Below are 21,851 nucleotides of genomic sequence, written 5' to 3'. Positions count from 1 at the left end.
CGAGGGAGCCGATGACAATGTGCACAACCTTTTTTTATTCAGGTTTGGACTCGCTAGGAGCACCACTTTGGTGAAACTCTCTGCCATCCAAACGAGCCATGCTTTGAATGACAGCGACACTCGCCCATCAGCGAGCCAGACGGTCGCGCTCGATGTCAGCCAGTTAAGCTGGTGTATCGATGGCAAAACCATTCTTTCCAATATTAACTTTGCACTGCCAACGGGGCAGATGTTGGGTTTGATTGGGCCTAACGGTGCGGGTAAGTCTAGCTTGCTACGCTGTTTATATCGCTTTGTTCGCCCGACTCAGGGCAAAATTACCCTGTTTGATCAAGATATTGAGCGTTTATCGCCCAAGGCGTTTGCTTGCCGCGTCGCCGTAGTGCAGCAAGACACGCCGCACTATTTTGATTTAACCACAGAGCAATTGGTCAGCATGGGCTTAACACCGCATAAGGGCATGTTCGATACCAATTCGAGCTGTGATGGCGAGCGCATTGCAAAGGCATTAGAGAAAGTCGGCCTGAGCCATAAGATGCATCAACAGTACGAGCACTTATCTGGCGGTGAAAAGCAGCGCGCTTTGATCGCCCGCGCCATAGTGCAGCAGCCGCAACTGTTGATCCTCGATGAGCCAACCAACCACCTCGATGTGCGTTATCAAATTCAAATCCTCGAATTAGTGCGTAGTCTTGGCATCAGCGTGATTGCCTCTATTCACGATCTCAATTTAGCCAGCGCCCTGTGCGACAGTTTATTGTTGATCCATAACGGTGAAGTCAGCGCTATGGGAACGCCAACCGAAGTATTAACCGAGGCGCGAATTGGCGATGTGTTCGGCGTATGCGCTCAGGTGTCGACCCATCCACAACATAAAAAGCCCTTAATCAGCTACTTCTATGGCTACCATGATTCGACGCACAACATGGCTGATGCTTTGGCTGAGCGAGGCGAGGGCGGATGATTCAGGGAGTAAACAGCATTTCATCTCACATTTGGGGCGTATCGTGACACCTTTGACGAGACAACAACTGATGCTGGTCGCATTAGGCATAATCACTTTGATAACCCCCATTGCCGCCACGAGTTTTGGCGCGGCGAACATCAGTTTTATGGATGTTATCCAAGTGTTTATCAATAAAATGGCCAACCTCACTCAAGCCAATGGCATGACAGAGCGCATCGTGATGGAGCTCAGACTGCCGCGTATTTTGCTGGCCTTTGTGGCGGGTGCGGGTTTGTCCTTGGCGGGCAGTGTGCTGCAAACCGTGACCCGTAATCCGCTGGCCGACCCTTATCTGTTTGGCATTAGTTCAGGCGCGTCCTTTGGCGCTGTGGTGATGTTGACGCTATTCACGGGCTCTGGATTTTTTGAGAATGCGGGTATGGCGGCGAACTCGGGGATTTTTAGTGGCTCGGGCGCCTTGTCGGGTTTGCTCTGGTTTAGCTTGCCCTTCGGCGCTTTTATTGGCGCCAGTTTGTCGGTACTGATAGTGCTGGCCTTGTCTGGGCTTGGGCTCAATAGCCAAGTGGAGCGCATGTTGCTCTCAGGCGTGGCGACCTCCTTTATGTTCGGCGCGCTAACGAGTCTGCTGCTGTATTTCGCCAGTCCGCAGGCGACGGCTTCTGTGCTGTTTTGGAGTTTAGGCAGTTTCGCCAAGGCCAGTTGGTCCTTGCTAGTGCTGCCAACACTGGTGATTGGCGCGAGTTTGTTCATTATTTTAGGCATGAAACGGCAGATCATGGCGTTGCAAGCGGGGGATGAAACGGCGCATACCTTAGGTGTGAATGTGCCTAAGTTGCGACTCAATATGTTGCTGCTCTGCTCCTTGATTACCGCGATTTTGGTCGCTACCTGCGGTGGGATTGGGTTTGTCGGTTTGATGATCCCCCACACAGTGCGCATGCTGTTTCCCGGTCGTCAGCCGATTATTTTAACGGCGCTGGTGGGCGGATTATTTATGGTGTGGATTGATGTGCTGGCGCGCTGTTTATTGGGCAATCAAGAGTTGCCCGTAGGTATTATCACGGCGGCCATAGGTAGCATGTTCTTTTTGCTGATTTTGCGTAAACGCAGAGTCATGCCGTAAGCACCTAGTCAGAACGTAATCCTAGAGTCATCTAGCAAGCGCAGACTGGCGAGATAATCAGCATTTTTGTTGATATCTGCCCCGCGATTGGAAATGCAAAATTGGACATGTTAGTCATTAGTCATAGACGCAGGATGCGTTGTGGTTATTTAAGATAATAAGTGGAGTGTGGATGTCTCAGTCAGCCGTGTCTTTTCAAATCAGCCCTGTGAGTAAAACGCAGGATCCGCTGATCCAGCAAAAAATTGATCTTAAGACTAAGCCGCCCGGCGCCTTAGGTCAGCTCGAATCCTTAGCCTTACAGATTGCCCGCGTGCAAGCGACTGATTCACAGCAAACGGATCAGCCACAAAATACTGTGCTGAAAATCGTTCATCCAACCATGTTAGTGTTTGCGGGTGATCATGGTATTGCCGCAGAAGGCGTGTCGATTGCCCCTAGCGAAGTGACGCGCCAAATGGTGCAAAACTTTGCCCATGGCGGCGCGGCGATTAACGTTTTTTGTCGGCAGGTGGGCTTTACGCTCGAAGTGATCGATTGCGGTATTTTAACGCCAGTCGAAGGGGTTGAAGGCATTATTGATCAACGTCTTGGCGCGGGCACAGGGGCGATTCATTTAGAGCCCGCAATGGCGCTGGAAACCGTCGATAAAGGCTTTGCGATGGCGCGCGATTTGATTGAACGTCACCATCAAGCAGGTTGTAACTTAGTTGCCTTTGGCGAAATGGGCATAGGCAATACCTCGGCTGCGGCAGCCATTATGGCGGCGATCATGCAGCTCGACGTGATTGATTGTGTCGGCCGTGGTACGGGCATTAATAGCGAAACCTTAGAACGTAAACTCATGCTGATTGAGCTGGCGTTATTGCTGCATCAAAGCGCCTTAACTGGGCCCAAATCAGTGTTAGCTTGCCTCGGTGGCTTTGAAATTGTGCAGATGACGGGCGCGATGTTAGCCGCCGCCGAGCGCAAAATGCTGGTGGTTGTGGACGGTTTTATCGCCACGGCGGCGGCATTAGTCGCGGTGCAAATTGCCCCCAATGTGCGCGATTATTTGATTTTCGCCCACCAGTCAGACGAGCAAGGCCATCAGCGGATGTTAGAATTTTTGCAGGCTAAACCTTTATTATCACTCGGGCTGAGATTAGGTGAAGGTACGGGCGCAGCCTTGGCGTTGCCGCTTATTCAAGCCTCAGTAAATTTTTACAATCAAATGGCGAGTTTTAGTGATGCGGGGATTGAGGCTGTTGTATGATGTGCTCTGCTAAGTCGCTTATTTTACTTATTTTAAATAATAACTTTTTAGCCAACCGTTTTAATCTTAAACCTTGCAGCAAGTGTTAATTCACTAAGGATGCTTTATGTCAGAACGCGAAAGCTGGCACAAAGAGATAGATTTGTTTTTAGTTGCCATGGGCTATTTTACCCGTATTCCTATGCCTAAATGGGTCGAAGTCGATAGCGATAAGTTGAATAAGGCCAGCCGTTATTTCGGTCTCGTCGGTCTTTTGGTCGGCCTGTTAAGTGCCATTGTATTTTGGCTGACGCAGAACTGGCTCCCCGCCGGCGTCTCTGTGCTGTTAGCTATGTTGGTTGGCGTCTTGCTCACGGGCGGATTTCACGAGGATGGCCTAGCCGATACCTTCGACGGTTTTGGCGGTGGTTGGACGGCGGAAGACAAGCTACGGATCATGAAGGACTCGCGCCTTGGCAGTTATGGCGCACTGGCGTTGATGTTGGCCCTGCTGCTGAAATGGCAGTTGCTAGTCGAGTTGGCGCTGTACGATCCTGTGGTGGCGGGCTCGGCGCTTATCGTCGCGCACACAGTCAGCCGCGTGGTATCAGCCAGTATCATCTTTAGTGAAAAATATGTCCGCGATGACGAGACCAGTAAGTCTAAGCCGCTATCGCAACATCAAGGCATTAATGAGCTGCTTATCCTGATCGCCAGCGGCGTATTAGTGCTGTTATTCCTCAAGGGGTTAGCGGCACTGTCATTGCTGTTAGTGATGATAGGACTGCGCCGTTTGATCATAGTGATCTTTAGACGCCAGATTGGCGGTTACACGGGTGATACCTTAGGCGCGGCGCAGCAAATAGCAGAAATCGTGTGTTATTTTGTATTGCTCGTTGTAGGTAACATACTGTGATCCACCTCGTCCTAGGCGGCGCCCGTAGCGGTAAGAGTCGCTACGGTGAAGCCTTAGTGCGCCAGTACACTGCGCTAGGCTTCGATGCCTGCTATGTGGCCACGGCGCAGGCGCTGGATGATGAAATGGCGACCCGTATCGCCAAACATCAAGCGGGACGAACGGACGATGGTATCGAATGGCAATTGTTTGAAGAGTCGCTCGCCCTTACGGCACTGTTAAAGCGCTTAGCAAAACCTGGGCGAGTGATTTTAGTGGACTGTTTAACCCTTTGGTTGACCAATCAATTACTCGCATCCAGCGCCAGGATTGATGATGACCCCGCGCCGACAGAGTGGAATGCGACAGACTTTATACCGTCTGCCAGTTCAACCTCTAACGATGAAGCTTTGGCGAGTTGGCAGGCAGAGAAAACCGCTTTTGTGGATTCCCTTGCCGAGCTTGAAGGTGTGGTGGTGTTGATCAGTAACGAAGTGGGCTCAGGTATTGTGCCCTTAGGCGAGTTGAGCCGACAATTTGTCGATGAAGCGGGCTGGTTAAACCAAGCCGTAGCCGCCTTGGCTGACAATGTCACCTTAGTGGTTGCGGGTTTACCCTTGGCACTCAAACCACTTTAATCTAAATAAGTTAAGTGATGTTGAGACTGAGTTTTATCTTTATCCCTGCAAACTAGAATAAGTTTTTAATCCTATGTCCACTCCAAACACAGACAACACAGACTGTGCAACTGCACTCGATAGCGCTAACGCTTTAGCTATTCATTCTGCTGCTAATCTTGTGGTGAATACGCCTGCGGTTAATTCTGTGGTGAATAGACCTGCTGTTAATTCGCCTCGACGCGCAAAAGTCTTGATGGTACAGGGCACAACATCCGATGCGGGGAAGAGCACCTTAGTGGCGGGTATTTGTCGTTTGCTCGCCCGAGAGGGCGTAAAGGTTGCGCCCTTTAAGCCGCAAAACATGGCGCTCAATAGCGCTGTAACTATTGATGGCGGTGAGATTGGCCGCGCACAGGCGTTGCAAGCCGTGGCCTGTTATCTTGAGCCCCATACCGATTTTAATCCCATACTGCTTAAACCTAGCTCGGACACGGGCGCGCAAATTATCGTTCACGGCAAAGCCCTGACAACGCTCGAAGCCTCGGCCTTTTTTGGGCCTAAATCTAAGGATTACAAGGCAATGGCGCTCTGTGCTGTGCTGGAATCCTTCGAGCGATTAAATGGCCAGTATCAAACCATAGTGGTGGAAGGCGCGGGCAGTCCGGCGGAGATCAATCTGCGCGAGGGCGATATTGCCAACATGGGATTTGCCGAAGCCGTAGATTGCCCTGTGATCATCATTGCCGATATCGATAAGGGCGGCGTATTTGCCCATTTGGTCGGGACGCTGGCGCTGTTATCTGAGTCTGAACAGGCGCGGGTAAAGGGCTTTGTGATCAATCGTTTCCGTGGCGATATTAGCCTGTTGCAATCTGGCCTCGATTGGCTTGAAGCTTATACGAACAAGCCTGTTTTAGGCGTGTTGCCTTATCTGCATGATTTACATCTCGATGCCGAAGATGCGCTGATAAGCTCGCCGACTAAAGGCGCTAACAGCCGCTTAAAAGTGCGGGTATTAGTGTACCCAAGGATCAGTAATCACACGGATTTTGATCCGCTGCGGTTGCATCCCGATATCGATTTTGACTATGTGTCATTGCAAACCCAAGCTGCGAGTCACGCCACTCATTTGCCCGCCGCCGATGTATTGATCTTACCCGGCAGTAAGAATGTGCGCGCCGATTTGGCCTTTTTACGCCAGCAAGGTTGGGATAAGGATATCGCTACACATCTGCGTTACGGCGGGAAAGTGCTCGGCATTTGCGGCGGTTACCAAATGTTAGGCCAAAGCATTGCCGATCCCCTAGGGATTGAAGACAGTGCGGGCGATACCGAAGGACTTGGCTACTTACCATTGAGCACAGAACTGAAAGCCGATAAACAGTTACGGCGGGTGAGCGGTGAGCTAACGTTACTTGGGCAAACAGTTGCTGTGCAGGGCTATGAAATCCACTGCGGCGAATCACGTTATCTTATCCCTAGGCTTGAACAAACGAATTCGCCCTTGCAGTTAATCTCAGAATCGACATCATTAACCGCGCCATCGATGAGTTTTGCCGATGGCCTGCAAACTGATGATGGGCAAATCTTAGGTACTTATTTACACGGGCTGTTTGATAGCCCTGATGCCTGTCAGCTGATCCTGTGCTGGGCGGGATTAAACGATGCTAAGACCATAAATATCAATCAAATACGTGAGCAGCAACTTGAGCGTTTAGCCGATGTGTTAGCCGAGCATCTAGATATGCAAAAATTACAGACTATTTGGGATGCCGCAGTTCAGCGTTGAATTCGGCAAAGAATGGATATTGTGAGAGCGGCATTTAAACACTAACCATTTGCCGCTGTCTATTGAGCCATTTATAAAAGCATACATTTTTAGCAGCAGAGTGAAGAGAAGACCATGACAGCACAAAACGACAATGAACAAGCGCAAATCAAGGCCGAACGCCACAAGGCTCGCCAACAAAAAGTGAAAGCGGGTGTGGATGCTAAAATTGCCGCCGCCCAAGAAGAGAAGGGCATTTTGCTGGTATTAACCGGTAACGGCAAAGGCAAGTCTACTTCTGGTTTTGGCACAGTGGCCCGCGCCGTCGGTCACGGTAAAAAAGCTGCGGTCGTGCAATTTATCAAAGGCACCTGGGAATGCGGTGAGCGCAACTTACTCGAAGGCGCCGGAGTTGAGTTTCATGTAATGGGTACAGGTTTTACCTGGGAAACCCAAGATAAAGAAAAGGATACCGCCGCCGCTGTGCTCGCTTGGGAAGCCGCTGAAAAGCTGCTGCAAGATGAGTCGATTGACTGCTTGATGCTGGATGAGCTGACCTACATGGTGAGCTATCACTATCTGGATGTGGAACGTGTGCTTAGCGCACTTAAAAATCGTCCACCGATGCAGCATGTGATTATTACGGGCCGTGCTTGCCACCGAGCCATCATCGAGCTTGCAGATACGGTCAGCGAAGTGCAGCCGCTGAAACACGCCTTCGAAGCGGGTATCAAGGCGCAGCAAGGTTTTGATTACTAATCGAACTTGGTAAAAGTCGGCGCATAAGCGACTGAGCAAAGATGATTGTTCATAAGTGGCGGTGCACTGTCGGTTGGGATTCGACCTAAGACGCGCGAATGGCTTTAGCGCGGGTACAAGATCAGGTAACTTTTAGGGCTAGTGGCTATGGTGTTAGTGACTATGGCTTTAGTGATTATGGCGTTAGTGGCTATGCGTTAGCGACTATCTGTTATTGGCTGGTAGCTAGGCCTTTAGCCACTACTAGCCGTTAGTCACTAACCGTTAAATGTTCAAAGTGTTCTCAAGGATGATCCTATGAATAAGCGTATTGTGATTTGTGCCGATGGGACTTGGAATCGGCCCGAGAAAGATCTTAAGGTCGATTTCCCAACCAATGTGCTGCGCCTCGCGCGGGCGATTAGCCCCTTGGCCAGTGACGGCAAACCCCAGCAAGTGTTTTACGATTGGGGTGTCGGTTCCTATTACGATGAAGCCATGGGCGGCGCAACAGGGCGCGGTTTGCATAAAAACATCATGGATGGGTATCGCTACATAGTGCAAAACTATTCCCCCGGCGACGAGATTTACCTCTTTGGCTTTAGCCGTGGTGCTTACACAGTGCGTTGCCTGTGTGGCTTGATTAATAACTGCGGCATACTCAAACGCCCCGATGCGGCATTGATTCAGCAAGCCTTCGACCATTATAAAAAAAGCAGTGCGCCCTTTGCCCCTGAAGGCGAAAAATCCCTCGAATTTAGAGCTAGATACAGCCACGAATCGCGGGACATCAAGTTTGTTGGCGTGTGGGATACCGTTGGCGCTATGGGGATCCCTATCTCGTTTTTAGGTTTGTTCGAAGATAAAGATGAGTTTTACGACACTAAAATCGGCCGCAACGTGCGCGTTGCCCGCCATGCCTTAGCCATAGACGAACACCGCAGTGACTTTGAGCCTACCATCTGGCAACTGCGCGACAATATGGACATGCAACAGGTGTGGTTTGCCGGTGCCCATAGCAATATTGGCGGCAGTTATAAACCCGATAAAGACGGCGCATTGCTGTCGGACAATGCGTTGCTGTGGATGATATCTGAGGCGCAGAAATTTGATTTAAGCTTAGAGCCACACTTAGCCGCGAGTGTCCATCCGAGTCCGTTAGCCACCTTGCATGATTCGAGGCGCAGCTTTTATCGGATAAAACAGGAATATTTACGGCCACTCGATCCTGCATTAGTCCCAGTGCTTTTGCATCATTCGGTGAAGGCTCGCTGGGATCAAGATCCTAAGTATCGCCCCAAGAATCTACAAACCTATATCGAACACTATGGCTGGCCAGAGCAGCTAGTTTAACTCTTTAAAAATTAAGGCATATCATGATTAAGCGACACTTAGCTGGACTCGTTTTTGGGCTCAGCTTGTTTCTTCCCCATAGCGTGTTGGCCGATCCCGCTAAACGCATTATTGCGCTCTCGCCCCACGCGGTAGAAATGCTCTACGCCATAGGCGCGGGCGATGCCATAGTGGCCGCAACTGATTATGCGGATTATCCCGAGGCGGCCAAAAAAATCCCGCGTATTGGGGGTTACTATGGCATTCAAATGGAGCGGGTGATGGAGCTTAATCCCGATCTGATTGTGGTGTGGGATACGGGCAATAAAGCCGAAGATATCAATCAACTTCGAACGCTGGGGTTTAACCTATATGGTAGCGATCCCAAAACCTTAGAAGGGGTTGCCAATGAACTGGAAGAGTTAGGTAAATTAACTGGGCATGTTGAAGAGGCGAGCAAGGCCGCCGCCGCGTATCGCGCCGAACTTATCCGTTTACGGACTGAGAATGCCAGTAAATCAGAGCCTAAAGTGTTTTATCAACTCTGGTCTACGCCCTTGATGACGGTTTCTAAAAACAGTTGGATCCAACAAATTATCAACGTGTGTCATGGCCAAAATGTGTTTTACGATGCCGCCAGTGATTACCCGCAGGTGAGTTTAGAAAATGTGTTGCTGACCTTGCCCGAGGTGATTTTGCAAAGCCAAGAGGAAGGCAATGTTAAAGGTGTCGATTGGAACCAATGGCCCGAAATTCCCGCCGTTAAAAAACAGCATATTTATCAGCTCAATGCCGATTTATTACACCGTGCGACGCCCAGAGCCTTACTTGGCGTTCAAGCCCTATGTGATGCCTTGGATAAAGCGCGTTAAATAAAAACGCCTGACAGATTATTTCGTCAGGCGTTTAGTCAGATGTCGCTATTGTTTAAGGAGTTAGAAAGGTGCGTCTATATCGACCACATCAATCAGCTTGTGGTTTACAAACTCTTTCAACCCTAAATCAATCAACTCGCGGCCATAACCTGAGCGGCGCACGCCACCAAAGGGCAAATCGGCCTTGACCATAGTCGGATGATTAACAAACATCATGCCAGTGGAAACCTGCTTAGCGACCGCCAGCCCGCGTTTAGTATCGGCGGTAAACACTGAGCCACCCAGTCCAAAGGGTGAGTCATTGGCGACGGCAATCGCTGCTTGCTCATCCTTCACTTTGTGGATACTGGACACAGGACCGAAGAATTCCCAATAGTAGGCGGGGTTATCTGGCGTCAGGTTTGTCAGTATTGTTGGCTGCACAAAGGCGCCTTGCTGCGGCACTTTTGGCCCCACTTCGGTCGCGGTTGCGCCGTGTTTCACGGCATCACGGATTTTCTGCTTCAACTCATCGGCGGCGCCTTGGGAAGACAGCGGTGCCAGCGTGGTGGTGGGATCCATAGGATCGCCCGCTTTTAACGCTTCGATTCCTTTGATATAGCCTTGCATAAATTCATCGTAAATGGCTTCAACTAAGATCATCCGCTTAGATGAGGTGCAGACCTGACCCGCATTCCAATGACGACCAAATACAGCCCAGTCGATGGTTTTGGGGAGCTCGGCGTCTTCAAGTACGATAAAAGCATCAGCGCCACCCAGTTCGAGGGTGGACTTTTTCAGCGCCTTACCGGCCTGAGCCGCAATGTGCGATCCCGCATCTTCTGAGCCTGTGAGGGCGACCCCATGCACTTTGGGTGAGTTGATGATCTGCCCTATTTGTTCTCGGGTGGCGTACAGGTTTTGGAATGCGCCTGCGGGTAATCCGGCATCGCGCATTAGACCTTCAAAAGCGGCGGCGCACTGGGGCACATTGGACGCATGCTTGAGCAGTAGGGTATTGCCTGCAGCAAGCTGCGGCGCGAGGATGCGAGCAATTTGGTAGTAGGGAAAGTTCCAAGGTTCGATGGCCAGCAATACGCCCAGCGGCTCGTTAACCAGTATCGCTTCACCTTCGGCGGGATCGGCAACGGGCAGTTTTTGTGGGGCTAACAATCGCTCGGCATGTTCGGCGTAGTATTCGAAAATTTGCGCCGACAGTTCGACTTCTGCCTCGGCTTCTGCGGTGACTTTGCCCATTTCTAAGGTCAGCAATTTAGCGTAAGCGGGCTTGCTGTCTCTGAGGATGTGAGCGGCTTTAGTGAGTACGGCGGCCTTGTTGGCAAAAGGCGTGGTTCGCCAACTTAAAAATGCCTGATGGGCGGATTCTATCGCCTGCGTGACTTCGTTATCTGTTGCATTTGGAAATTCTTTAACTAGCTCTCCCGTAAAGGGATTGATCGTTGCATAAGCCATATGTTCCTCCAAGCGTTCAACGAATAGAGAGTAAATGCCAACTCTTGGCATCGAGGGTGGAAATATCGTGTCTGTTGTCATCTCCCTTGCCATCTTGCTTAGCATAGAGGTGAGGCAAGGGAGTTATTGATGATCTTTAAACTCGCGCAGTGGCAGGCTGTGTTTTAGCCGCGCCCATCATCCCTTTGATAAAAATATCAAAGGGATGATGGGCGCCTGCCAGAGGCGTGTTTAATTGTTCTAAATCGCAAGCTTTTTATAGCGTTCAGCCATGGCATTGGCGGCGATCATGGCTTGATAGACATCGTCGGCGGTTAACTGCATCGGCATATTGCCCATAGTGTCGCCCTCTGCGCAGGCAATCTCAGCCACTTTGCGCCACTCTGCTTCGACAAAGGTTTTTAGCCCCAAATCGGCGAGCGTGAGCGGCAGTCCCGCGGTTTTGATGATGTGAATGACGTTATCGATTTCGGCTTTGGGGGCATTTTCTAGCACTAGCTGGGTGAGCAAGCCAAACACCACTTTCTCGCCGTGTTGGGCTTTATGTAGGTCAGCTACCGCCGACATACCATTGTTCACTGCATGGGCTGCGGCTAATCCGCCCGCTTCTGCCCCGACACCACTGAGATAAATCGTCGCTTCAATGGTTTGCTCAAGTGCGGGTGTGACTATCTTGTTTCTCACCGCATCCATAGCGGCTTCAACATTTTCAGTCAGTAACTGATAGCAAAGCTGCGCTAATCCCAGCCCAGTGCGGGAAGGTTTTTTCAATACGAGATTGACGCCATCCGATTGATAACAGGCGCGGGCTTCAAAGTAAGTGGCCAGTGCATCGCCTATGCCTGCTGCAAAGAATCGGGCCGGAGCTGCGGCGATAATGGCTGTGTCGGCAACAACAGCATCAGGATTTTGTGGCAGAAACAGATAGCGCTCAAACTCACCGGTTTCGGAATAGATCACGGCAAGTGCCGTACATGGTGCATCGGTTGAAGCAATGGTTGGGTAGAGCACCACTGGCCGTTTTTGATAGAAGGCGACGGCTTTGGCGGCATCTAAGGTTTTACCCCCGCCAACTCCAACAATTACGTTGGTATGATGCTGTTCTGCTAGTGCACCTAAGCGCTTTATCTCGGCTTCGCTGCACTCATAGTTGAATTTTTCGAGATGGTTGCTGATCCCATTTTGGTCCAGCCCTGCGACCGCTTCATTCTCAACTCGGCTGAGGATAAATTCATCGCAGATGATAAAAGCATTGTCACCAAAGTCCTTAACATAATCATGCATTTGAGCTAATAAGCCCTTGCCGATAATGAATTTTTTAGGGGAAGTGACGGTACGCGGAACGACAGTGCTCATAGAGCCTCCTTTGCACTTATGACGGTTATCCTTTCATGCTTACCCTAGCATACGCTTAATTTATCGTAACAGCATGAGTGGTGGTAATGTTTTTATTATTCAGCGTAAATTACTACTTTAGTGCTTAATTATTAGATTAAAAATGTGGTTTATTGTTTTATTGGTCGAGTTAAATACTTTTTGGGGTTCTGGTTTAAGGCAGCGGCGAGGGCTCAGAGAGCGAGGCGAACTCAGTTGGTGAAGAGATGTAAGATGGAGCGGGCGAACAGATTTAAGATTGAGCAGGTGAGCGATGTAAGACATCTAAGTAAGTGATGAAGCTAAAACTGGATTGTGGGAATAGCGGAAACGCCTGCTGTGGAAACACTGCATAGTCATTAATTTAATGGGAATTTATTACCTCAAACCCGCCCTAAGCCTTGCTCGCTGTTCATGCTTTATGTGATGCTCTGTACTGTCGTTAGTTTGTGTCCTCGCTAGATGAAATCGTTAGCTTAGATAAGTATCAAGGAGTGAAGATGGCAGAGCTGAATGCGTTAGGGCAAGAAGCCAGTAAAGGCATGTTAATATTCCTCTGTGGCAAAATGGGCGCAGGTAAATCCACCTTATCGCGACAACTCGCCGAGGCCGAAAACCGCGTTTTAATCTCAGAAGATGAATGGCTGGCGGCGCTGTATGCCGATGAAATTAATGATTTTGATACTTACCTGAAGTATTCCGCTCGTCTTAAACCCTTGCTTAAAAAGCATGTGCAGGAACTGCTCTGTTCGGGTGTATCTGTGGTGATGGATTTTCCCGCGAATACGGTGAATCAGCGCCTGTGGTTTCGTAGCATTTTTACCGATTGTGGCGCCGCCCATAAGTTGATACATCTTAATCACAGCGACGCGCTTTGTTTGAGCCAACTCGATAAACGCAGACAAAGTCACCCTGAGCGCGCTATGTTCGATACCGAGGCGATGTTCTGGCATGTGAGCGGTTATTTTCAGCCGCCGACTCTGGATGAAGGCTTTGATCTTGAGGTGATTGAGAGCTAAGTGATTGAAAAATTGATTTAAAGCCAAGTGACTGAAGCTTAGTGACTGAAGCAAGCGACTGAATAAAAACAATAGGGAATATCATGTATCAAGTGCTTGAAGACGTTGCCTCAGCCAATGATTTTATCCGTTTACGGCAGATTTCGGGGTTAAGCCCTAGACCATTGGAGGGCGCTATTAAGGCCTTACCGAGGAGTTTATATGGCGTGCAGATAAAGCTTGCCGATCAAACTGTGGGTATGGGGCGTGTGGTTGGGGACGGCGCGCTGAACTTTGAAATTGTTGATATTGCGGTCGATCCCGAGCACCAAGGCAAAGGCTTAGGACGGCTGATTATGCAGCACATTATGGCCTATCTTGACCGTGAGGCTTTTGAGGGTGCCTATATTACCCTGATGGCCGATGTACCTGAACTCTATGAAAAGTTTGGCTTTAAATTCAGCCGCCCCGCAAGTGAAGGCATGTATATAGTGAAATAACGCTGTTAACCCATACACTTTTAACTAAAATTCTCGTAGCGGCACTCGCAACAGGACTCGACGCTGTAGAGCTTAAACTGCAGTACTCGCAGTAGCAGAGCTAAAACAGCAGAACTCAAACAGTAGAGCTTGAATAACAGAACTCGAACAGCAGAGCTTGAATAATAGAACTCGAACAACAATCAAAGGAAGCTTAACCTATGAATACTTTACTTATTTGCCTATTTGTTGCCATGTTATTGCCGTATCTGGCGAAAGGCCCCGTCGCTTGGGCGATGGCCAAGGCGGGCGGTTATGATAATAATCATCCCCGCGCCCAGCAAGCACAGCTAACCGGTTTTGGTGCTCGCGCCTTGGCGGGGCATCAAAATGCCTTCGAGTCCCTGTTAGTGTTTGGTCTGGCGGTATTAGTGGTTATCGCCACGGGCAAAGTGAACCCCACCGCTGAGTGGCTGGCAATTACCCATGTCGCCGCCCGCTTTGTGTATCACATCCTATACCTTGCCAATAAAGGCACCCTACGATCCCTCTCATGGTTTGTCGCTATCTTCAGTGCCTTCGGGATTTTCTTTCAGGCTTTTTAATGCTGGGTATTAAAGGACTTGGGCGAGATTTTTAATATTTTCCCGTAGCTCATCGGGCGTATGAGCTGCATAACCCAGTAAGATCGCTTGCCTTGGATAGGGCGCTTGGCAATACCGAGACAAAGGCTGCGCCCCTAAACTGAGTTGGCGGCATTTGTTGATCACTTCGTCTTCGGTCAAGTCGCCTTTTAGCCAACACACGAGGTGAATACCTGAATCTGAGGTCTGAACTGACAATTTGTTTGGCAGATATTGCTCAATTGCAGTGATTAACGCCGTTTGGCGCGCTAAGCAGGCTTTTCGCACTCGTCGAACATGCCGCGCGTAATGTCCCTCTGCGATAAACAGCGCCAATGTGGCTTGTTCTAGGTAAGCCGTGTGCGAGTCGGCGTAATGTTTGGCAAGGTTAAAGGCGTCCACCAGTTTAGGCGGAACGACGAGAAAGCCGAGTCGTAGCTCTGGTAATAACATCTTGGAAAAGGTGCCTGCGTAGATCACCCGCTGTTGTTTATCGAGTCCCTGCAATGCCTGTATCGGGCGGGCGCTATAACGAAACTCGCTATTATAGTCATCTTCTAAAATCCACTTATTCTGCTCAGCGGCCCAATCGAGTAAGGCTAATCGCCGTGGCAGACTAAGCGTTCCGCCGAGGGGGAACTGATGCGAAGGTGCGGTAAAAGCCAGTTTCACCGAGGGCCATTGCTGTATCGCCTCGGCTATCTTTGTGCCTTCATCATCAAGGCTTACGGGGCGGACTTGCAGATTTTGCGAGAGAAAAGCGCCTAAGGCGCCGTCGTATCCGGGTTCATCAAGCCAGACTTCATCTCCCTGTGGTAGCAGTACCTGTGCCGTGAGATTAATGGCTTGCTGAGTGCCATTGACTATGATGATTTGCTCGGGCGTGCAATTTAGCCCTCGGGTTGAACGGGCATAGTCGCTGATCGCTTCGCGCAATGGTAAATGCCCAGCACTATGGCTATGTTTCCCCTGCGTTTTGCGCGATTGTCGCCAGACCCTGCCTAGCAGGCGGCCCCAAAGTTGATGTGGGAAAAGATCAACACATCCCACGCCAATGTTGAACATGCTGTTGCGGATATTTCCCTTGCCCCTTAGTCGCGCCATCTCCAGTAACTGTGGATTGAGTTCCAATGCAGACTCAAAGGCTTGAACGCTGACATCACTGTGGTTTGGGATAGCGATCAGTTCGTCGGGAATCGTATCAGACACATAGGTGCCCGAACCAGGCTTAGTCAGCAGGTAGCCTTCATCAATCAGGCGATCAAACCCTTGCAGTACTGAGTTTCGCGAAATTTGCATGGTTTCCGATAAGGCTCTGCTGGAGGGCAGCTTCATTCTAGGATGCAAGCGTCCATCGAGAATGGCCTCTCTAAAGGCATGGTAAAGCTGGTCTTTGAGGATGCCATCTTTGAGTTGCAAGTGAGGGAAGTTGGATTGTGATTTTTTCATAAGCCAAACTGGTACTGTAAAAAATATAAAAAGTGTACCTTATGTGGTACCGCAATTGAATCTAGAATCCGGTTTCAGCAAATCTGATGACTATATTCATTCCCAAGGAGCGAGCCTATGTCCAACCCACCACTCACCGTAACCATTGAACAGGTTAAAGAAACAGACTTTTCACTCTGGTTACCACACTGGCGTGATTACCAGACCTTTTACAAAGTGGCACTTTCGGAAGCGACTACTCAAACCACTTGGCGTCGTTTTTTTGATCGTCAAGAACCGCTTTATTGCGCCGTTGCGAGGGAGGGCGAAAACCTGCTTGGCTTTGTGCACTTTGTGTTTCATCGTTCCACTTGGGCGGAAACTGAGTATTGCTACCTTGAAGATCTGTTTGTCGCACCTGCAGCAAGGGGCAAGCTTGTTGGTAAGCAACTGATTGAGTTTGTTCAGCAAGCGGCAAATGAGCGAAACTGTGCACGCTTGTATTGGCATACACATGAGACGAATCACACAGCGCAAAAACTCTATGATTGGATTGGCCAAAAGTCCGGCATGATTGAGTATCAAATGCCGCTCTAGCTGCCGCGGCATTTATTATCTGTCGCTTGATGTGCTAACAATTGAATCCTAATCCTAATGCTTTCACCATTAGGATTTGATCTCTATGACTTTGGGTTGTTTTTCAATACCTTTTCTATCGCCTTAAATTCCATGTTGTGGAGGGCGTTATCAATCCGCTGAAATCCATGTGATATATGCATTTCACTTAGAAACCTCAGCTAAACTACGTATCTGTGTCGCCTATCTTGAACAGGTTTTTCCAGCCTAATTGAAACTGGAATAAGTTGATTGTATTTCGCTAACAGTTACAGGGAATAAACGATGGCTATGTTGATATTTAACTCATCGTTAGTTCTTTAAATTTGAGTTAATAAAAAAATTAAAGTCGTGGGGCTTCCCCCCTTATCTTTAATTAAGAGTCGACCCAAGAGGACTACATATCCTACCTATTTTCCTTTCAGGTGTTGTTGCCTGCAGGGCTCGGATGGGGTTGAGACCAACATAGGGCACATAGGCGTGCACCGCCGTTTCATCAAGTAGTGCTTGGGATTTAAAACGAGCGGTTCTCCTTTTGATTTGCCTTGCGGGTGATAGGTTTATTTATGGCGTGCATAAACCAAGATATATCACTTAAGCGACCGCGATACATGGCGATGTGATATTTGAGGCTTGCCACTTTATGGGCTTCAATAAGTTGATCTTGGGAAAATTGCTGCTTCAATTCAGTGCCTTAAAATACCAGAGGCTCAAGCACCTCTGTATTACTCTATTGATTTTCTTGATATATCCACGCACAGCATCAGATGCCTATGGTGACTCATCACTGCATAGGCAGCGACATCGATAGCAAAAAACTAAGTCAGCTTAAGCCGTTGTTACTCAACCCACTCACATTTATGGTCGTGGTTTTTATCTGAATTCTGGATTAGCGAGTGTGGCACTCTGGAGTTTAATTCGGGTATAATATTTTTGAGCTCAGCTTATTATGCCATTATCGGTTGTAATAGTTGTGCTCTTCTAATTGTGCTATATCAAATTATATTGATGGAATAGGATTGATAATGGATTATTTTATTGAAGGTTTAAAAAAGTTCGCAGATTTTAGTGGCCGTGCTAGACGTAAGCAATATTGGATGTTTGGCCTTATTTATCTGGTGCTCTATTTTGCTGTTGCTGCAATTGATTATGTATTAGGTACTCAGCTTTTTGCTCTGATTTTCTCTCTTGCCTTACTTATTCCTAGCATCAGTATTGCGACACGCAGGCTGCATGATACTGGGCGATCTGGTTGGTGGCAGTTGATCGTTTTGATCCCGATCATTGGTATCATAGTGTTGTTGATTTTTTTAGTACAAGATAGTCATGCAGACAATGAATATGGACCGAATCCTAAGGCGTTAGTTTAGGATAGACGTTAAATTATCATGTGGCATTACTACCGCATTATTGAAGTAAGCGGCAGTAAGTCATCATAGTCACTAAAAATAATAGTCACTAAAAATAGTTACTGAAAAATAGCCTCTGAATCGTCGTTACTGACACTTCTGAGGCTATTTTTATATAGAGCAATTAATCATTTTACTTCATTTATTGTAAGTGCTGATGGTCGTGTCAGCATCATGCTGCAAGACCGAATGTAGACGATATCTTGGTAGCATCATCGACTCATATTTATATCTAGCACGCAAAAAAATTATGGCACCAGCCGAGTACACTAGTCAGAGTGCTACCCTAGTATCATCAATCCGCTGAAATCCATGTGATTTATGCATCACGCCTAGAAACCTCTGCCAAACTCCGCACCTGTGTCGCCTATCTTGAACAGGCATAGCCTTGTTTTGTTGGAATGCCAACTTAATCCTTCGTGCGTTTGTAAATATTGGTGGAGCTTTAATTCCGCATATCCATTAAGCATTATCATTCCTGTGGCTCGTAGCAAGTCCGTATATGGATGCTCGAACGTGGCATCTGTTGTATAGGACGTACTAATGTTGCGATCACAGGATGTGAAAAAGCGGCCATGCCACCAACGATCACTTCTATGATTGTGCTTAATTTGGTTACTCCCTGTGTATTTTTGATAGCAGATTATTATTTAAAATTTATGGCTGTCCGCTCTTTTGCTTTTCAGATTAACAGCCAATACCAAAGCTAAGGTGATACACCTACTCCCTGCGAAGTTGTCGAAATACGCAGATAAAAATGCCGTGGCGACATCATGGATGATGGCGCAGGCTCGGGGGAACATGGATGTACCATCTGAGCAGTTAGGTGACTTTTACTGGGCGTATGATACTGGTTACTAAGGTGTTTACGGAGATATGAGTCATTTAGCTACAGACATACTTAAGTGTTGGCGAAATTAATCACTTGCATGTAAGTGACCGTTGGCGGCATGGATGCCGTCGTCGAGCCCTCAGGGACGAGTTTATGGCGTGTCACTGGAATGAAAGTGATTAATTCTATGCATAAAAGATAAAGCACTCATCACTCTTAAAGAGGGGATTGCTGTTAATTCTCTCTTGGTCGACTCTTGATTAACAAATCAGGGGGTGAAGCCCCACGACGTTGATTTTAAACAAAGATGGGACCGTCATAGGTTTTTCGGCCGTTAAAATCCAACAGTTAACAATCAGCGATGCGATATAGCATTTATTTTGTTGGGGTATTTTAGGGTAATCATTTAGATTTCTTTGAAAACGGGATTAAAAAGAAAAACGAGCTAAAAATATCACAATAACAGCCGTTTAAACGTAACGGAGCACTGAAGCAGTGCTTCAATTTTGCTTTGTTTTGCTTGCTCTGAATCTACATTGCCAGTGGTGTAAAACGTTACTTCGGGATCGAGTATCGGGCTACACGTCTGGTGTTCGATTTTCAATAATGAGTGCGTTCGATTGGCAATGGCTAGTCCAGAATCGATGACGGTAACGTGGTGGGGAAGGGCATTTTTGATTTCTGCATTGATTAGCGGAAAGTGAGTACAGGCCAGCACTAATACATCGGTATCAAACGCATCGGGTTTGTTAAAAATACGCTGAATTTCCTGGGTTACAATGTCGGGATCAAACGCTTTGCCGAGAAGTTTTTGCTCCGAGGCGAGAACCAGCGCTTCAGAGTCCTCTACTAAAACCTTACATTCTGTGGCGAAATCCGTGATGAGCATCTTTACATAAGCTGAGTTCACTGTGGTGTGAGTGCCAAGTACCATCACTACCTTTGATTTTGATAGCGAAGTGGCAGGTTTTATCGCAGGGACGACGCCGACAATAGGTATATTGAGTTCAGCACGAAGTAAGTCTAGAGCAATGGTACTCGCAGTGTTGCAGGCGATAACGATGATATCGGGTTGAGTCAGTGAGCTTGCTTTGGATATGACGTCTAAAATTCGCTTTTTTAGTATATCGTGCGGCTTTTTTCCGTACGGGAAAAAGCCAGCGTCAGAGACGTAACTCAGCCGTATGTTGGGGATTCTCTTTTTGATTTCGGCCGCGACAGTAAGTCCACCAGAACCTGAGTCAAAAACTAATATTGAGCTATCCATTGCACCTACCTTCAAATAATTAACACATTCAACTTTACCATAGACATGGAGGTTGTTCGTCAAGGGAGAATCTAAGGAGGATAGGACGAGCAGTCCTCCTAGGTCGATTTTTGATTAACAAATCAGGGGTGAAGCCCCACGACGTTGACTTTTCTTGATAAAAATACTGATAGATAAAACCAATCAGTTGGTTGCAAAACTCCACATGGCTTGAATCAATCCATCAGAGACTTCAAATACTACCATCACCTCAAAGGGTTCATCTCTAATCCCGCTGATGCGTTCGTAATCGACGACTTTATTGCCCACCACCATACGGCTGACTATTTCGGCATGCAGATTGGGTAGGTTAAAGCGTTCATTCTGATAGAAGTCGCGAAAAGCGGCTTTACCTTGGATGACGGGCGCTGTTGCGGGTGGACGATAGATGCACACATCATCACTAAACTGGGCGACAAACGTAGTGAGATCGCGCTGGTTGTAGGCTTCAAGCTGGGCTTGCACTAAGGCTTCGGGTGTCGCTATTTTTGCGGTTAAATTGCTCAAGGATTATTCCTTACTGAAATGAATTAGCTCGAAATGCATTACTGTGTAGGGAGGGAAAGATCGCTTGCCGTCGCGCTTACGCTCATCGCCATGACTACTTTCTTTTCCTCTAGTATTTTCTCAGTTAAGTACACTATTCCAACAGCTTAAGCTGTGTTTGTCCCCATTGGGTGGCGAAAGGCATTGCCTCCTGCGGACTCAGGACAAACTCCTGTTCGCATCCATCGCCGCGGGGCGTTTCCCAGAATTTGATGGTCTTTGCCTCAAGGGTGAGCTGATAATATCCCGAGCCGTCTGATGAGGGGCATTCAGGATCTAACTCTTTACCTGCAAACAATTTTTCCCTTAATGCTTGGGGTAAAGGATGGCTCATACCATCGAGCATGCTTTGCGGTTTGGTATCGGCGAGAAACCACTGCCACGGGTGGAAAGGTTTGCCGTCGGTAAGGGAGAAACTCACAAATTCTTGGCTGATACCATTGGCGCCATAACCAGCTGCCCAGCGATATAGGCGTACACTGAGCCAATGCTGATTAATAAAAATCGGCTCGGCAAAGGTTTCGTCAGTCACAAAACTGCCCATTTGCGCCAGCATTCTGCGGCGAGTGTCAAAGGTTTGTGCTAGTTGGGCTTCATCGGTGAGCTTATGTTCAAGCCATTGATTAATTGCCAAGATCCCCGTTTGTGGGCCTTTAAATTCGATCCCTACTTCTGTACCGAACGTCAGCGGGCGATACTCAATATTTTCATATGGTTGCCATTTCCCTCGGCTGAGTTTTGGCCTTGTTTCTAGTGGCAGGTTATACGCATCGGCGCCGCAATCTTCTACATCATCTGGGCTGATTGCTCGCTCAAGTTCTACGGGGAACGATTTACTCGCGCTATCTTTAAACCAATGGCCGCTCAGTTTTTGTGGCGTGACAGTATCAAACTGCCAGTTTCCCGTGTTGCCTTCTTCTTTCCACAGTTCATCTTGCTGCTCGAGCCTTATCGGCGTTAAGTAGCGTTGATAGTAATAACTGCCTGTTCCATATTGATTAAAGCAGACTCTAACTTTGCTTTTGCCTAATTGTCCCTGCCAGATCCCCGTCAGTTCATTGGCCGCAAAGGAAGGTAATGGGAGCGTAGAAGCCAACAACAGGCTTGAGGATAAAACCGAGAATAACATCCTTGTTTGCATACATATTTTCTCTTAAAAGGTAATAAGTTGGATTGAAAATCAAAATGAACCTAGGGTGTAAAAAAGGTCGCCCGTAGGCGACCTGATGTTAAAGAC

At 48.2% G+C, this 21,851-nt stretch carries 21 protein-coding genes; 14 read left to right on the top strand and 7 right to left on the bottom strand.

Going from position 1 to position 21,851, the window contains the following annotated elements; all coding sequences use genetic code 11:
* Window positions 1-70 precede the first annotated feature (70 nt).
* The 9 genes from BM607_RS14750 (at window position 71) to BM607_RS14710 (ending at window position 9,549) form a co-directional block, all read left to right on the top strand.
* Window positions 71-964: an ABC transporter ATP-binding protein gene (locus tag BM607_RS14750; protein ID WP_012088423.1), complete on the top strand. Its 894-nt coding sequence runs from the start codon at window positions 71-73 to the stop codon at window positions 962-964.
* The gene (locus tag BM607_RS14745; protein WP_086014844.1) at window positions 933-2,090 is read left to right on the top strand and encodes an iron ABC transporter permease; all 1,158 of its coding nucleotides are present in this window, start codon (window positions 933-935) and stop codon (window positions 2,088-2,090) included. The genes BM607_RS14750 and BM607_RS14745 overlap by 32 nt, the downstream gene beginning before the upstream one ends.
* A 172-nt stretch (window positions 2,091-2,262) precedes the next feature.
* Complete coding sequence (gene cobT / locus BM607_RS14740; RefSeq protein ID WP_012586951.1) at window positions 2,263-3,345, top strand: nicotinate-nucleotide--dimethylbenzimidazole phosphoribosyltransferase; 1,083 nt, start codon at window positions 2,263-2,265, stop codon at window positions 3,343-3,345.
* Window positions 3,346-3,451: 106 nt separating this feature from the next.
* Window positions 3,452-4,240 (top strand): adenosylcobinamide-GDP ribazoletransferase, encoded by a 789-nt coding sequence (locus tag BM607_RS14735; protein WP_006082834.1) that lies wholly within the window; start codon window positions 3,452-3,454, stop codon window positions 4,238-4,240.
* Window positions 4,237-4,857: a bifunctional adenosylcobinamide kinase/adenosylcobinamide-phosphate guanylyltransferase gene (cobU, locus tag BM607_RS14730; protein ID WP_071940151.1), complete on the top strand. Its 621-nt coding sequence runs from the start codon at window positions 4,237-4,239 to the stop codon at window positions 4,855-4,857. Before BM607_RS14735 ends, cobU begins: the two co-directional genes overlap by 4 nt.
* A 73-nt stretch (window positions 4,858-4,930) precedes the next feature.
* Window positions 4,931-6,628: a cobyric acid synthase gene (locus BM607_RS14725; RefSeq protein WP_071940152.1), complete on the top strand. Its 1,698-nt coding sequence runs from the start codon at window positions 4,931-4,933 to the stop codon at window positions 6,626-6,628.
* Between the two features lie 114 nt (window positions 6,629-6,742).
* Window positions 6,743-7,366 carry a cob(I)yrinic acid a,c-diamide adenosyltransferase gene (cobO, locus tag BM607_RS14720; protein WP_006085878.1) on the top strand — a complete coding sequence of 208 codons (624 nt, stop codon included), beginning with the start codon at window positions 6,743-6,745 and terminating at the stop codon, window positions 7,364-7,366.
* A 297-nt stretch (window positions 7,367-7,663) separates the two neighbouring features.
* On the top strand, window positions 7,664-8,698 hold the full coding sequence (locus BM607_RS14715; protein ID WP_071940153.1) for a DUF2235 domain-containing protein: 1,035 nt from the start codon (window positions 7,664-7,666) through the stop codon (window positions 8,696-8,698).
* A 23-nt stretch (window positions 8,699-8,721) separates the two neighbouring features.
* A complete protein-coding gene (locus BM607_RS14710; RefSeq protein ID WP_071940154.1) occupies window positions 8,722-9,549 on the top strand; it encodes a cobalamin-binding protein in 828 nt (275 codons plus the stop codon).
* A gap of 63 nt (window positions 9,550-9,612) precedes the next feature.
* Here BM607_RS14710 and BM607_RS14705 read toward each other — a convergent pair whose 3' ends face one another.
* Together BM607_RS14705 and BM607_RS14700 are read right to left on the bottom strand one after the other, a co-directional pair.
* A complete protein-coding gene (locus tag BM607_RS14705) occupies window positions 9,613-11,004 on the bottom strand; it encodes an NAD-dependent succinate-semialdehyde dehydrogenase (RefSeq protein ID WP_071940155.1) in 1,392 nt (463 codons plus the stop codon).
* Window positions 11,005-11,244: 240 nt separating this feature from the next.
* Window positions 11,245-12,360, bottom strand: coding sequence for a glycerol dehydrogenase (locus BM607_RS14700; RefSeq protein ID WP_071940156.1), 1,116 nt, complete (start codon window positions 12,358-12,360; stop codon window positions 11,245-11,247).
* 518 nt (window positions 12,361-12,878) lie between these two features.
* Between BM607_RS14700 and BM607_RS14695 the strand changes: the two genes are divergently transcribed.
* From BM607_RS14695 to BM607_RS14685, 3 genes are all read left to right on the top strand, one after another.
* Window positions 12,879-13,397 (top strand): ATP-binding protein, encoded by a 519-nt coding sequence (locus tag BM607_RS14695; RefSeq protein WP_071940157.1) that lies wholly within the window; start codon window positions 12,879-12,881, stop codon window positions 13,395-13,397.
* 83 nt (window positions 13,398-13,480) lie between these two features.
* Complete coding sequence (locus BM607_RS14690; RefSeq protein WP_071940158.1) at window positions 13,481-13,876, top strand: GNAT family N-acetyltransferase; 396 nt, start codon at window positions 13,481-13,483, stop codon at window positions 13,874-13,876.
* A gap of 200 nt (window positions 13,877-14,076) precedes the next feature.
* Entirely contained in the window at window positions 14,077-14,460 is a 384-nt protein-coding gene (locus tag BM607_RS14685) for an MAPEG family protein (protein WP_006085871.1), read from the top strand.
* 9 nt (window positions 14,461-14,469) lie between these two features.
* On the opposite strand, the gene BM607_RS14680 is transcribed toward BM607_RS14685, so the two are convergent.
* A complete protein-coding gene (locus BM607_RS14680; RefSeq protein WP_071940159.1) occupies window positions 14,470-15,927 on the bottom strand; it encodes a PLP-dependent aminotransferase family protein in 1,458 nt (485 codons plus the stop codon).
* A gap of 117 nt (window positions 15,928-16,044) precedes the next feature.
* Between BM607_RS14680 and BM607_RS14675 the strand changes: the two genes are divergently transcribed.
* The gene (locus BM607_RS14675; protein WP_071940160.1) at window positions 16,045-16,503 is read left to right on the top strand and encodes a GNAT family N-acetyltransferase; all 459 of its coding nucleotides are present in this window, start codon (window positions 16,045-16,047) and stop codon (window positions 16,501-16,503) included.
* 532 nt (window positions 16,504-17,035) lie between these two features.
* Here the strand turns inward: BM607_RS14675 and BM607_RS22160 are convergent.
* A complete protein-coding gene (locus BM607_RS22160; protein ID WP_249269595.1) occupies window positions 17,036-17,206 on the bottom strand; it encodes a hypothetical protein in 171 nt (56 codons plus the stop codon).
* Between the two features lie 340 nt (window positions 17,207-17,546).
* Here BM607_RS22160 and BM607_RS14665 point away from each other — a divergent pair, with 340 nt between their 5' ends.
* Window positions 17,547-17,891, top strand: a complete 345-nt coding sequence (locus BM607_RS14665) for a DUF805 domain-containing protein (RefSeq protein WP_012088438.1) — start codon at window positions 17,547-17,549, stop codon at window positions 17,889-17,891.
* 1,325 nt (window positions 17,892-19,216) lie between these two features.
* On the opposite strand, the gene murI is transcribed toward BM607_RS14665, so the two are convergent.
* The 3 genes from murI to BM607_RS14645 form a co-directional block, all read right to left on the bottom strand.
* Entirely contained in the window at window positions 19,217-20,029 is an 813-nt protein-coding gene (gene murI / locus BM607_RS14655) for a glutamate racemase (protein ID WP_071940162.1), read from the bottom strand.
* A 183-nt stretch (window positions 20,030-20,212) separates the two neighbouring features.
* Complete coding sequence (locus tag BM607_RS14650) at window positions 20,213-20,575, bottom strand: nuclear transport factor 2 family protein (protein WP_071940163.1); 363 nt, start codon at window positions 20,573-20,575, stop codon at window positions 20,213-20,215.
* A 133-nt stretch (window positions 20,576-20,708) separates the two neighbouring features.
* Window positions 20,709-21,755: a hypothetical protein gene (locus BM607_RS14645; protein ID WP_071940164.1), complete on the bottom strand. Its 1,047-nt coding sequence runs from the start codon at window positions 21,753-21,755 to the stop codon at window positions 20,709-20,711.
* Between the last annotated feature and the right edge of the window lie 96 nt (window positions 21,756-21,851).

This window comes from Shewanella sp. SACH, from assembly GCF_001887095.2.
Classification (GTDB): Bacteria; Pseudomonadota; Gammaproteobacteria; order Enterobacterales; family Shewanellaceae; genus Shewanella; species Shewanella baltica.
This window is presented reverse-complemented; position numbering and strand designations above follow the sequence as displayed.